Origin of the sequence: Biostraticola tofi (assembly GCF_004343195.1) — a bacterium.
Classification (GTDB): domain Bacteria; phylum Pseudomonadota; class Gammaproteobacteria; order Enterobacterales; family Enterobacteriaceae; genus Biostraticola; species Biostraticola tofi.
In genome coordinates this window covers 128,303-141,395 of sequence record NZ_SMCR01000008.1, presented here as the reverse complement: position 1 = coordinate 141,395, position 13,093 = coordinate 128,303, and the positions used below count along the sequence as shown (strand labels likewise).

The 13,093-nt window shown below is 55.4% G+C and carries 10 protein-coding genes; 8 read left to right on the top strand and 2 right to left on the bottom strand.

Annotated elements, in window-relative coordinates; translation table 11 throughout:
- Positions 1 to 107: 107 nt before the first annotated feature.
- Complete coding sequence (gene rep / locus EDC52_RS15685) at positions 108 to 2,132, top strand: DNA helicase Rep (RefSeq protein ID WP_131866548.1); 2,025 nt, start codon at positions 108 to 110, stop codon at positions 2,130 to 2,132.
- A gap of 8 nt (positions 2,133 to 2,140) precedes the next feature.
- Here rep and gppA read toward each other — a convergent pair whose 3' ends face one another.
- On the bottom strand, positions 2,141 to 3,652 hold the full coding sequence (gene gppA / locus EDC52_RS15680; RefSeq protein WP_131866546.1) for a guanosine-5'-triphosphate,3'-diphosphate diphosphatase: 1,512 nt from the start codon (positions 3,650 to 3,652) through the stop codon (positions 2,141 to 2,143).
- A gap of 9 nt (positions 3,653 to 3,661) precedes the next feature.
- Positions 3,662 to 4,948, bottom strand: a complete 1,287-nt coding sequence (rhlB, locus tag EDC52_RS15675; protein ID WP_131866544.1) for an ATP-dependent RNA helicase RhlB — start codon at positions 4,946 to 4,948, stop codon at positions 3,662 to 3,664.
- Positions 4,949 to 5,065: 117 nt separating this feature from the next.
- Between rhlB and trxA the strand changes: the two genes are divergently transcribed.
- The 7 genes from trxA (at position 5,066) to rfbB (ending at position 13,061) form a co-directional block, all read left to right on the top strand.
- The gene (trxA, locus tag EDC52_RS15670) at positions 5,066 to 5,392 is read left to right on the top strand and encodes a thioredoxin TrxA (protein WP_131866542.1); all 327 of its coding nucleotides are present in this window, start codon (positions 5,066 to 5,068) and stop codon (positions 5,390 to 5,392) included.
- Positions 5,393 to 5,785: 393 nt separating this feature from the next.
- Positions 5,786 to 7,045, top strand: coding sequence for a transcription termination factor Rho (gene rho, locus EDC52_RS15665; RefSeq protein WP_131866540.1), 1,260 nt, complete (start codon positions 5,786 to 5,788; stop codon positions 7,043 to 7,045).
- A 296-nt stretch (positions 7,046 to 7,341) separates the two neighbouring features.
- The gene (gene wecA / locus EDC52_RS15660; RefSeq protein WP_131866538.1) at positions 7,342 to 8,454 is read left to right on the top strand and encodes a UDP-N-acetylglucosamine--undecaprenyl-phosphate N-acetylglucosaminephosphotransferase; all 1,113 of its coding nucleotides are present in this window, start codon (positions 7,342 to 7,344) and stop codon (positions 8,452 to 8,454) included.
- Positions 8,451 to 9,497, top strand: coding sequence for an ECA polysaccharide chain length modulation protein (wzzE, locus tag EDC52_RS15655; protein ID WP_131866536.1), 1,047 nt, complete (start codon positions 8,451 to 8,453; stop codon positions 9,495 to 9,497). The genes wecA and wzzE overlap by 4 nt, the downstream gene beginning before the upstream one ends.
- A gap of 107 nt (positions 9,498 to 9,604) precedes the next feature.
- The gene (gene wecB / locus EDC52_RS15650; RefSeq protein ID WP_131866534.1) at positions 9,605 to 10,735 is read left to right on the top strand and encodes a non-hydrolyzing UDP-N-acetylglucosamine 2-epimerase; all 1,131 of its coding nucleotides are present in this window, start codon (positions 9,605 to 9,607) and stop codon (positions 10,733 to 10,735) included.
- Positions 10,732 to 11,994, top strand: coding sequence for a UDP-N-acetyl-D-mannosamine dehydrogenase (gene wecC, locus EDC52_RS15645; protein WP_131866532.1), 1,263 nt, complete (start codon positions 10,732 to 10,734; stop codon positions 11,992 to 11,994). The genes wecB and wecC overlap by 4 nt, the downstream gene beginning before the upstream one ends.
- Positions 11,961 to 13,061, top strand: coding sequence for a dTDP-glucose 4,6-dehydratase (gene rfbB / locus EDC52_RS15640; RefSeq protein WP_131866530.1), 1,101 nt, complete (start codon positions 11,961 to 11,963; stop codon positions 13,059 to 13,061). The genes wecC and rfbB overlap by 34 nt, the downstream gene beginning before the upstream one ends.
- Positions 13,062 to 13,093 lie beyond the last annotated feature (32 nt).

Below are 13,093 nucleotides of genomic sequence, written 5' to 3'. Positions count from 1 at the left end.
TATTCAGCCACCGCCTTGGCGGTGGTTTTTTTTGCGCTTAAGCTTGCCGGCCTTTCTGCTACAATCCCTGCCACTGATTTTTCCCCGCGTATGTGCAGGAGACCGATATGCGCCTGAACCCAAGCCAACAGCATGCCGTAGAGTTTGTTACCGGGCCTTGTCTGGTGCTGGCGGGTGCAGGATCGGGCAAAACCCGCGTTATCACCACTAAAATAGCCCACCTTATCCGGGAGTGCGGCTATCAGGCGCGGCATATCGCAGCGGTTACCTTTACCAACAAGGCTTCTCGCGAGATGAAGGAACGCGTGGCCCAGACGCTGGGCCGCAAAGAAGCTCGCGGGCTGACCATCGCCACCTTCCATACCCTGGGTCTGGAAATCATCAAGCGGGAATACCAGGCCCTGGGGATGAAATCACGCTTTTCCCTGTTTGACGATCAGGATCAGCTGGCGCTGCTCAAGGACCTGACCGATCAATGGCTGGAAGGCGATAAAGACCTGCTCAAGCAGTTGATATCCACCCTCTCCAACTGGAAGAACGATTTGCGCGATCCCGCTCAGGCCGCGGCGTCGGCGCGAACTGAGCGGGATAAGCTGTTTGCTCACTGCTACGGCCTGTATGATGCCCATTTGCGCGCCTGTAATGTGCTGGACTTTGATGATTTGATCCTGCGCCCGACCCGGCTTTTGCAAAGTAACCCGGAAGTGCGGGAGCGCTGGCAGCAGCGTTTGCGCTATCTGCTGGTGGACGAATACCAGGATACCAATACCAGCCAGTACGAGCTGGTAAAGATGCTGGTCGGCGCCCGGGCGCGTTTTACCGTGGTGGGCGATGACGATCAGTCGATCTATTCCTGGCGTGGAGCTCGCCCGCAGAACCTGGAACTGCTGCAGCAGGATTTTCCGGCGTTGCAGGTGATAAAGCTTGAGCAGAATTACCGCTCCACCGAACGTATCCTCAAGGCGGCGAATATCCTTATCGCCAACAATCCGCATTTGTTTGAAAAGCGCCTGTTCTCACAGCTGGGCTATGGTCAGGCACTGAAAGTGATTACCGCTAATAATGAGGATCATGAGGCCGAGCGGGTGGTGGGAGAACTTATAGCCCACCATTATATCAATAAGACGCCCTATCGCGACTACGCCATTCTTTATCGGGGTAACCACCAGTCCCGGCTGTTTGAAAAGATGTTGATGCAAAACCGTATTCCTTATCGGATATCGGGCGGCACGTCATTTTTCTCACGTCCTGAAATCAAGGATCTGCTGGCTTACCTCCGGGTACTGACCAACCCCGACGACGACAGCGCCTTTCTCAGAGTGGTCAATACGCCGCGCCGTGAAATAGGACCGGCGACCCTGTCCAAGCTGGGGGAGTGGGCCGCGCAGCGCAACAAAAGCCTGTTTGCCGCCAGTTTTGACCTGGGACTGTCGCAAACGCTGACCGGACGCGGTCTGGAATCGCTGCAAACCTTCACTCACTGGATGGCGGGGGTTGCCCGCCGCGCCGACAGCGAGCCGGTGGCGGCGGTACGTGATCTGGTGCAAGGCATGGAGTACGAAAGCTGGCTGCATGAAACCTCGCCCAGCCCGAAGGCCGCTGAAATGCGCATGAAGAACGTCAACCAGCTGTTTGCCTGGATGACTGATATGCTGGAAGGCTCGGAACTGAATGACCCGATGACGCTGGATCAGGTAGTGACCCGATTCACCCTGCGCGACATGATGGAGCGGGGCGAAAGTGATGAAGAGCTGGATCAGGTGCAGCTGATGACCCTGCATGCCTCCAAGGGACTGGAGTTTCCCTGCGTATTCCTGGTCGGCATGGAAGAGGGCATATTGCCGCATCAGAGCAGTATCGACGAGAACAATATCGATGAAGAGCGCCGGCTGGCCTATGTCGGCATTACTCGCGCTCAGCGGGAACTGACCTTTACCCTGTGCCGGGAGCGGCGCCAGTATGGCGAAACCATCCGCCCGGAGCCGAGCCGTTTTCTGCTGGAACTGCCCCAGGACGATCTGGCATGGGAAACGATACGTAAAGTGGTCAGCGCCGAAGAGCGGATGACCAAGGGACAGAGCCATCTGGCCACCATCCGCGCCCAGTTGGCGAAAGCCAAGGGAGAGGGGTGAAGCCCGGGTCAGGCTGAAACCGGCGCCGGTCCTGCTTCGATAATCAGCAGTGGCCAGTGGACATAGCTCTGCCACTGGCTTTCCTGCTCCAGATACTCCGCCCGCAGCGGGTGCGCGCTTAGCCATCCCTCGGGCACGATCACCTGCAGCGTGTCGTCCTGTGCCCGCAGTGTTACCTCGGGCAGCGTATCGCTGCGTCGGCGGCTGGCGAAAATAATCGCCAGACGCAATAAGCGGCACAGCCGGTGCGCCATGGCGGGCGGCAGGCTATTCTGGTGATTCAGCTGTACCAAATCTATAGGGTGGCTCTGGTTTTGCAAAAGCGTGGCAATCAATTTTTGCTGGGCGGGGGTAAAGCCGGGTAAATCAGTGTGTCTGACCAGATAGGCCGCATGTTGCGGCGCGTGTTTAATATCAATGCTCAGACCGATCTCATGGATCATGCTGGCGCAGTGCAGCAAGGCGAAACATCGGTAGTCCAGCTGCCAGCTGTGCGCGACCTGACGGGCAAGATCTTCGGCCAGTTGACTGACCCGTTCTGCCTGATCGGTGTCCAGTTGATAACGGCGCTGCAGATTGGCCAGCGTACGCTCACGGATATCTTCGCAGACCGGCAAATCGAGCATGCCGTACAGGATACCTTCGCGCAGCGCCCCACCGGCCAGGGTCATGCTTTTGACGCCCAGCTCATGGAATACCGCCAGCAAAATCGACAGACCGCTGGGAAATACCAGAGCCCGGTCCAGCGTCAATCCTTCTATTTCCAACTCTTCCAGTTTGCCGCAGTTGATTGCCCGCTGCTTTAACTGCAGCAGCTTACTCAGGGTAATCTGTTCATCCATGCCCTGAGCGACCATGATTTCCTGGATGGCCTGTACGGTGCCGGAAGCGCCAACGCATATCTGCCAGCCCCGGGCCAGCAAACTGGAGACCACTGGACGGATCATTTCCCTGGCCGCCTGTTCCGCCTGCTCAAAGTTCTCTTTCGTCAGGCTGCGGTCGTTAAACCACCTTTCCAGCCAGGTCACACAGCCCATTTCCAAGCTGTAAAGCTCCAGCGCCTGCGCCCCGCGGCCGACGATAAGCTCGGTACTGCCGCCGCCGATATCCACCACCAGACGCTCATCAGAGCCGCCGGTGGTATGGGCGACGCCTTGATAAATCAACCGGGCTTCTTCTTCACCGCTGATTACCTGAATATCGCAGCCAAGAATCTGCCGGGCGGTAGTCATGAAATCGTCGGCATTGGTCGCCAGACGCAGGGTAGCGGTCGCCACAACCCGGACATGCGCTGCGGGAATGTCCTGCAGGTGCTCGGCAAACAGGCGTAGGCATTGCCAGCCGCGCTGCATGGCATCGGCGGAAAGCCGGTTGTGCTTATCGAGCCCGGCGGCCAGACGCACTTTACGTTTGATACGGGACAGAGTCTGGATGGTCCCTGCCACCTCACGTACCACTAACATATGAAAACTGTTGGAGCCCAAATCAATGGCGGCATAGAGTGAGGTGGAACGGTTCATCTTATCTCGCTAGCTCGGACGTTTGCGGTTATGACGCACAGCTCCGCTGCGGCGCGGCGCTGAGTTACGGCGCGGGCCGTTACCGGGCCGAGTTCTCGTAAGACGCTTGGGCGCCGGCAAATCGGTGAGCAACGCATCGCTGTTGTATTTACTTACCGGGATTTGATGGCCAATATAGCTTTCAATCGCGGTAAGGTTCAACGCATATTCTTCACAGGCAAGACTGATGGAGAAACCGCTTTCACCGGCGCGGCCGGTCCGGCCGATGCGATGAACATAATCTTCACAGTCATCGGGAAGATCGTAGTTGAACACGTGGGTGACCGAGGGAATGTGCAAGCCGCGGGCCGCAACATCGGTGGCAACCAGGATATCCAGGGTACCCTGGGTAAACTCATCCAGAATACGCAAGCGCTTTTTCTGGGAAACATCGCCGGTCAGCAGGCCAACGCGATGCCCGTCCGCCGCCAGATGGCCCCAGATATCCTCGCAGCGATGCTTGGTGTTGGCGAAGATAATACTGCGATCAGGCCATTCTTCTTCTATCAGCGTCTGCAGCAAGCGCATTTTTTCTTCATTGGACGGATAGAACAATTCTTCTTTAATGCGATAGCCGGTTTTTTGCAGCGGCTCGACTTCGACATATTCGGCGTTGTTCATATGTTCGAACGCCAGTTCACGCACCCGATAGGAAAGCGTAGCGGAAAACAGCATGTTGACACGGGTATCGACGGCGGGCATACGGCGGAACAGCCAGCGGATATCCTTGATAAAGCCCAGATCGAACATCCGGTCGGCTTCATCCAGCACCACCACCTGAATGGCACCCATATTGATGTAATTCTGCTTGGTATAGTCAATCAGGCGACCGGTGGTGCCGACCAGGATGTCGACCCCGGATTCCAGCACCTTCAGCTGTTTGTCATAGCCATCGCCGCCGTAAGCCAGACCCATTTTCAGGCCGCTTGCCTGGGCTAAGGGTTCAGCATCGGAATGAATTTGCACTGCCAGCTCACGGGTAGGCGCCATGATAAGCGCCCTTGGCTGATTGGTCTGGCGTTGCTCATTTGCAGGGTGAGTCAGTAAGTGATGAAACGTGGCAGCGAGGAATGCCAGCGTCTTTCCGGTTCCGGTTTGCGCCTGGCCCGCCACATCCTTCCCGCTAAGGGTGATGGGCAACGTCAGAGCCTGAATAGGCGTGCAATTAGTAAATCCTTGTTTTTCAAGAGATTCAGTAATCAGCGGGTGCAGGGCGAAGTCGGAAAACTTCTTGTCAGTTAAGTGTGTTTTGCTCATAGTGTGGTAGAATAACAGTTAACTATTGCATTACGAAAGTGTATCCAGTGAAATAAAGTCAACCCGTTGCCGGTCAATGTATCCGCAGCGTGGTAATGATAATCCTGTGGAGCGAACATGAGCGATAAAATTATTCACCTGACTGACGACAGCTTTGATACCGATGTATTAAAGGCTAAGGGTTCCTTCCTGGTCGATTTCTGGGCCGAATGGTGCGGGCCTTGCAAGATGATTGCCCCTATCCTGGCTGAAGTGGCTGATGAGTTTGACGGTAAACTGACTATCGCCAAGCTGAACATTGATGAGAACCCGGCTACTGCGCCAAAATACGGCATTCGCGGTATTCCGACCCTGCTGTTGTTCCGGGACGGCGAAGTGGTCGCAACCAAAGTTGGCGCCCTGTCAAAAGGCCAGTTGAAAGATTTTCTTAACGCCAATCTGTAATACCCTCTCAGAGTATCCTGTCTGGGCGGCGGCGTTCATTATGTTTTCTCATATTGACTGCTAGACGCCCATCAAGAACCATGCTAAGTTTATGTCCACTGCATTTAGATCTTACCTGTAGTTTGAATCTGAGTTTTACTCTTTGCCCGAACCCCGTTGTAGAACAAGCTTCAGCGTGTCAAGCAAGGTGTTCAAGGCAATCCTGATTTGAATTAATCCGTTATTAGGCGCTCTTAATCTTCAGTCTTCTTGTTATTCATTTTGCATGATTTGCTGTTCATCAGCCCAAACGGGATGCACCGGGATTAAATGCCGTTAGACCGGCACGATTATACGCTGCCATACCATCCACAAAACAGTTCGAGATATACCCCGAGTTTAAGAACCCCCATTATGAACCTTACCGAATTAAAAAATACGCCGGTTTCTGAGCTAGTTACTCTCGGCGAAAATATGGGGCTGGAAAATCTGGCCCGTATGCGCAAACAGGACATTATCTTCGCCATTTTGAAGCAGCATGCCAAAAGTGGCGAGGATATCTTCGGTGACGGCGTGTTGGAGATATTGCAGGATGGATTTGGTTTCCTCCGCTCAGGCGACAGCTCCTATCTTGCCGGTCCCGACGATATTTATGTTTCTCCCAGCCAAATCCGCCGTTTCAACCTCCGCACCGGTGACACCATTTCAGGCAAAATCCGCCCGCCGAAAGAAGGCGAGCGTTACTTTGCCCTGTTAAAGGTCAACGAAGTCAACTATGACAAGCCGGAAAACGCGCGTAACAAGATTCTGTTCGAAAACCTGACGCCGCTGCATGCCAATTCCCGCCTTCGTATGGAGCGCGGCAATGGCTCTACCGAGGATTTGACCGCTCGCGTACTGGATCTGGCTTCGCCTATTGGTCGCGGTCAGCGTGGCCTTATCGTGGCGCCGCCGAAAGCCGGTAAAACCATGCTGCTGCAGAATATCGCCCAGAGCATCGCCTACAATCATCCGGACTGCGTATTGATGGTCCTGCTGATAGATGAACGCCCTGAAGAAGTGACCGAGATGCAGCGTCTGGTCAAAGGCGAAGTTATCGCTTCCACCTTTGATGAACCTGCCTCACGCCATGTTCAGGTGGCTGAGATGGTCATCGAGAAAGCCAAGCGCCTGGTCGAACATAAAAAAGACGTTATTATTCTGCTGGATTCCATTACTCGTCTGGCCCGTGCCTACAACACCGTGGTTCCGGCCTCGGGTAAAGTGCTGACCGGCGGCGTGGACGCCAACGCCCTGCATCGTCCAAAACGCTTCTTTGGTGCTGCGCGTAACATGGAAGAGGGCGGCAGCCTGACCATTATCGCCACTGCGCTTATCGATACCGGCTCTAAAATGGACGAAGTGATTTACGAAGAATTCAAAGGCACCGGCAATATGGAATTGCATCTCTCGCGTAAAATTGCCGAGAAACGTGTATTCCCGGCCATTGATTACAACCGTTCCGGTACCCGTAAAGAAGAATTGCTGACCACTCAGGAAGAGCTGCAGAAGATGTGGATCCTGCGCAAGATCATTCATCCTATGGGTGAGACCGATGCCATGGAATTCCTGATGAACAAATTAGCGATGACCAAAACCAACGATGAATTTTTTGACATGATGAAGCGTTCGTAACAGGTATGATCAAACACGCCTAATTCAGAAAAAACTCGGGTTACGCCACGTCAAGCGTGGCGTTTTTGTTTTCTGATGCTAGGATAGTCACAATGGTTAGCTATACAGATTAGTGTTAATCAACATGTTACCGTCTTAATTATGCTCTGCTGACGGAGATTCAGGTGGAGCAAAAGGTATGCAAAGACAATATTCATTGTCGCAACATTATGGCGACGATTAAGGCGTATGCTTCATAGCGCCAACGACGTCATTCGCGCACTGAACTGCCTGATGGATGCAGAGAGCTTTCTATTGTGAACTTACTCAATATGAGTACTGATTTTATTGCTATATTTCTATTTTCATTGGTGTTTTTGTTTTTCGCCCGTAAAGTCGCCATTAAAATAGGTCTTGTTGATAAACCCAACCACCGCAAGCGTCACCAAGGGCAAATCCCCCTGGTCGGCGGCATTTCCATCTATGCCGGTATCTGTTTCACCTTCGCCTATACCGATCACTATGTTCCCAATGCGGGACTATATCTGGTGTGCGCGGGTATACTGGTGCTCACCGGCGCCCTCGATGACCGCTTTGACATCAGCGTAAAATCCCGTGCCACTATCCAGGCCCTGGTTGCCCTGGCGATGATGTATTTCGGCGGCCGCTATATCAACAGCCTGGGCTATATTTTCGGTCCATGGGAGCTGGTGCTGGGCCCGTTCGGCTACCTGGTTACGCTGTTCGCCGTCTGGGCGGCAATCAACGCCTTCAACATGGTCGATGGTATCGACGGCCTGCTGGGCGGGCTGTCCTGCGTATCTCTCGGCGCGATGGGCATCCTGCTGTACCTGGACAACAATCCGGGTCTCGGGCTCTGGTGTTTTGCCATGATAGCGGCGATTATTCCCTATATCATGCTGAACCTCGGCCTGTTCGGCCGGCGTTACAAAGTATTTATGGGGGATGCCGGCAGCACCATGATCGGCTTCACCATTATCTGGTTTCTGCTGCAGAGCACCCAGGGCAGCGGCCATCCGATGAATCCGGTCACCGCACTCTGGATTATCGCCATCCCGCTGATGGATATGATTGCCATTATGTACCGGCGCATGCGCAAGGGGATGAGCCCCTTTTCACCGGACAGGCAGCATATTCACCATTTGATCATGCGCGCAGGCTTCAGTTCCCGTCAGGCATTTGCCATTATTACCCTGACTGCAGCCCTGTTGGCGGCCTTTGGCGTTGCCGGTGAGCGCTGGCTGCAATGGCCGGAGTCGGTAATGCTGGCCCTGTTTATCTTCGTTTTTTTCCTGTACGGCTATGTCCTGAAGTGCGCCTGGCGCGTTGCCCGTTTTGTTAAACGGGCCAAACGTCGGCTGGCTCAGAACAAGCGAAACAATTTAAATCGGCATTCGGGGCGCAAATGAAACCAGACTGGCAATCTTCAGGGCAGCGAGAGACAACCGAAAACGAGCTGGATGTGCGCGGCCTGTTCTGCGTGCTGTGGCGTGGTAAGGCGCTTATCATCGCTGTGGCGCTGTTGTTTGCCCTGGTGGCGCTGGTCAGTTCCTATGTGGTGAAACAGGAATGGTCATCGACGGCGATAGCCGATAAACCAACGGTGAACATGCTGGGCAGTTACTTTTCCCAGCAGCAGTTCCTGCGTAATCTGGACGTGAAGAACACCGCTTTCCCAACATCGGATATGCCGTCGATTGCCGATGATGCTTTTCAGGAATTCCTGCGCCAGGTTGCCTCTTATGACACGCGGCGCAATTTTTGGCTGGCAAGCGATTATTTCACCGCCCGTAAAGAGGGCGACGCCCGGGCCGATGCGGCGCTGCTGGATGAAATGATCAACAACATCCAGTTCACCCCGCGCGATGACAGCAAAAAACTGCCTGACCAACTGAAACTGGTGGCTGAGACCCCAGGCGATGCCAACACTCTGTTGCGCGCTTATGTGGCGTTCGCGAATCAACGAGCGGCCCAACTGCTTAATGATGAAGTTAAAGGCGCCTGGGCGGCAAGAACCGTGTCGATGAAGGCCCAGGTCAAACGGCAAGAAGCCGTAGCCAAGACCATCTACGACCGAGAAATCACGGTCTATCGCCAGGCGCTGGAACTCGCCCGACAGCAGGGTATTACCCGTCGGCAGACTGCCACGCCGCCAGAAGAGCTGCCGCAGTCCGAGCTTTTTATGCTCGGCCACAATCTGCTGCAGGCGCGACTTGATGCCCTGCAGGCCAATGGTCCTGCCTTTGATGTAGAGTATGATCAGAATCGAGCGATGCTGGCTACGCTTAATGTCGGGCCGGTGCTGCAGGATAAATTTCAGACTTACCGTTATTTAAGAACGCCGGAAGAGCCGGTCAAACGTGATAAACCACGCCGGCTGTTCCTGCTTATCCTATGGGGATCGGTAGGCGTACTGGTAGGGGCAGGCCTGGTACTTGCCCGGCGCCGTTAAGATGGCGATCACCGGTATAACTGTCCGCTTGGGGTTCTGTCGATTGCGCGGATAGATCTTCTACCCGGCCACTTATAGTGGCTTACTTGATACTGAAGGGAACTGCTGTGAAAGTGTTGATCGTCTTCGGCACAAGACCGGAGGCCATTAAAATGGCGCCTCTGGTCCTGGCCCTGGCCAAAGACCCGGCCTTCGAGGCCCGGGTTTGTGTCACAGCCCAGCATCGGGAAATGCTGGATCAGGTGTTGCGCCTGTTTGAAATCGTACCCGACTACGATTTGAATATCATGCGTCCTGACCAAGGGTTGACTGAAATTACCAGCCGAATCCTTATCGGTATGAAACCGGTATTGTCTGAATTCAAGCCTGATGTGGTATTGGTGCACGGCGATACCACCACCACGCTCGCCACCAGCCTGGCCGCATTTTATCAGCATATTCCCGTCGGGCACGTCGAAGCTGGACTTCGCACTGGCGATATCTATTCGCCCTGGCCGGAAGAGGCCAACCGTAAACTGACCGGCCATCTTGCGACCTGGCATTTCTCACCCACCGATACTTCACGCAGCAATCTGCTGGCCGAGGGACTGAAGCCGGAGCGGATATTCGTCACCGGCAATACGGTTATCGACGCACTGTTCTGGGTGCGAGATCGCGTAATGAATGACGCCGCATTGCGGGCAACCCTCGAGCAACGCTATGCTTTCCTGGATCCGCAGAAAAAGCTGATTCTGGTTACCGGCCACCGCCGTGAAAGTTTTGGTGATGGATTCGAGCGCATCTGCAGTGCACTGGCGCATATCGCCCGTCATCATCCCGATGTCCAGATCGTTTATCCGGTACATCTGAACCCCAACGTCAGCGAGCCGGTCAACCGCATCCTGAGCGGCGTGCCGAATATCAGGCTGATTGATCCCCAGGATTACCTGCCGTTTGTCTATCTGATGAATCGGTCTTATATGATCCTGACCGATTCCGGCGGTATCCAGGAAGAAGCGCCTTCTCTCGGCAAGCCGGTACTGGTGATGCGGGAAACCACCGAGCGTCCGGAAGCCGTCGCCGCCGGTACGGTAAGACTGGTCGGTACCGACACCGCGTCTATTCAGTCGGCGGTCTCCAGGCTGCTTTCCGACGCTGATGAGTATCTGGCGATGAGCCGGGCGCATAATCCTTATGGCGAGGGCCGGACCTGCCAGCACATTATTGACGTTTTAAAAAATCATCAGGTGAATGTATGAGTTTCAACGTTATTTCAGTCGTCGGACTGGGATATATCGGTCTGCCGACCGCCGCGGCCTTCGCCTCGCGCCAGACTCAGGTCATTGGCGTGGATGTTAACCAGCATGCCGTCGATACCATCAATCGCGGGGCGATCCATATCGTCGAACCCGATCTGGACCAGGTGGTCAGGCAGGCGGTCGAACAGGGTTACCTGCGCGCCGCCACTCGTCCGCAAACGGCGGATGCCTTCCTGATTGCGGTACCCACGCCCTTTCGCGAACAGCATCAGCCGGACCTGGCCTATGTACAATCTGCGGCCCTGTCGATAGCTCCGGTATTGAAAAAAGGCGATTTGGTGATCCTGGAGTCTACGTCTCCGGTCGGCACCACCGAACAGATGGCGGCGTGGCTGGCCGAAGCCCGTCCGGATCTGCGTTTTCCGCAGGCGGCGGGCGAGCAGGCCGATATCAATATCGCCTACTGTCCGGAACGGGTGCTGCCGGGCAGAATCATGGTCGAACTGTTTCAGAACGATCGGGTGATCGGCGGCATGACGCCGCGTTGTTCAGCGCGTGCCAGCGAGCTATACCGGATTTTCCTGGAAGGGGAGTGCGTCACCACCAATTCGCGCACTGCCGAAATGTGCAAGCTGACCGAAAACAGTTTCCGTGACGTGAATATCGCTTTCGCTAATGAACTGTCGGTCATTTGCGCCGAGCAAGGCATTAACGTATGGGAATTGATTGCCCTGTCCAATCGCCACCCGCGGGTCAATATCCTTCAGCCCGGGCCGGGCGTCGGCGGGCACTGCATCGCCGTTGATCCCTGGTTCATCGTCGCCCAGAATCCGCAACAGGCGCGTCTTATCCGTACCGCACGGGTGGTCAACGATGATAAACCTCTTTGGGTGGTAGACCGGGTAAAGGCCGCAGTAGCGGATTGCCTGTCCACTACCGATAAACGCGCCAGCGAGCTGGTGATTGCCTGCTTCGGCCTGGCGTTCAAGCCGGATATCGATGATTTGCGCGAGAGCCCAGCGGTGCTGGTTACCCGGCTCATCGCCGACTGGCACGGCGGCAGTACGCTGGCCGTCGAGCCAAACGTACAGTCATTGCCCGCTTTCCTGGCGGACAACGTGACGCTGGCCAGCCTGGAACAGGCTCTGGACACCGCCGATGTGCTGGTGATGCTGGTCGATCACCGTCAGTTCAAGGCCATCCCTGCCGCAGAGATTACCCAGCAATGGCTGGTGGACACCAAAGGAGTCTGGCGGTGAGTCGCCGGATCCTGGTCACTGGCGGAGCCGGTTTTATCGGCTCGGCCGTGGTGCGCCATCTGGTAAATACCACCGATGCACAGGTGTTGGTGGTCGATAAACTGACTTATGCCGGCAACCTGGATTCACTGGCGCCGGTAGCACAAAGCCCGCGTTATGCGTTCGCCCGCCACGATATTGGCGACCGCCAGGCAATCGACGATGTTCTGCGGCGTTTCCAGCCGGATGCGGTAATGCATCTGGCGGCGGAAACCCATGTGGATCGCTCTATTGATGGCCCGGCCAATTTTATCACCACCAATATCAACGGCACTTTCCAACTGCTGGAAGCGGTCCGCCACTACTGGCAGCCGCTGGCCGCTGAGGCAAAAGCCGCATTCCGTTTCCATCATATTTCCACTGACGAAGTCTATGGCGACCTGGAGAACCCGAACGATTTCTTCACTGAAACCACCGCCTATGCCCCAAGCAGTCCCTATTCGGCTTCCAAGGCGGCCAGTGATCACCTGGTCAGAGCCTGGCATCGCACCTATGGCCTGCCGACGATCATCACCAATTGCTCAAACAACTATGGCCCTTATCATTTCCCGGAAAAGCTGATTCCGCTGATGATCCTGAATGCGCTGGCGGGCAAACCGCTGCCGGTGTATGGCGACGGTTCGCAAATCAGGGACTGGCTGTATGTGGAAGATCACGCCCAGGCCCTTTATCAGGTCGTGACGCGGGGCCGGGTAGGAGAGACCTACACTATCGGCGGCCATAACGAGCGCCGCAATATCGAGGTGGTCAATACCCTTTGTGAACTGCTGGAGCAGGCGGGGGCCGCCAAGCCTGACGGCGTAGCCTATTTCCGCGACCTGATTACCCATGTCGAAGACCGACCTGGCCATGACCTGCGCTATGCCATAGATGCCAGCAAGATTGAGCGTGAGCTGGACTGGCGGCCGCAGGAAACCTTTGAGTCGGGCATGAAAAAGACCATAGACTGGTATCTGGCGAACCAGACCTGGTGGCAAAGGGTCAAGGACGGCAGTTATGCCGGCGAACGCCTGGGACTGACTCGCTGAGCCTGGAGCAGGTCATGCTGGCCTATTTCCGA

Bases quoted from the DNA above. Each gene is read 5' to 3' on its own strand.
- rep (WP_131866548.1), top strand. From the start codon at position 108: ATGCGCCTGAACCCAAGCCAACAGCATGCCGTAGAGTTTGTTACCGGG.
- gppA (WP_131866546.1), bottom strand. From the start codon at position 3,652: ATGAACCGTTCCACCTCACTCTATGCCGCCATTGATTTGGGCTCCAAC.
- rhlB (WP_131866544.1), bottom strand. From the start codon at position 4,948: ATGAGCAAAACACACTTAACTGACAAGAAGTTTTCCGACTTCGCCCTG.
- trxA (WP_131866542.1), top strand. From the start codon at position 5,066: ATGAGCGATAAAATTATTCACCTGACTGACGACAGCTTTGATACCGAT.
- rho (WP_131866540.1), top strand. From the start codon at position 5,786: ATGAACCTTACCGAATTAAAAAATACGCCGGTTTCTGAGCTAGTTACT.
- wzzE (WP_131866536.1), top strand. From the start codon at position 8,451: ATGAAACCAGACTGGCAATCTTCAGGGCAGCGAGAGACAACCGAAAAC.
- wecC (WP_131866532.1), top strand. From the start codon at position 10,732: ATGAGTTTCAACGTTATTTCAGTCGTCGGACTGGGATATATCGGTCTG.
- rfbB (WP_131866530.1), top strand. From the start codon at position 11,961: ATGGCTGGTGGACACCAAAGGAGTCTGGCGGTGAGTCGCCGGATCCTG.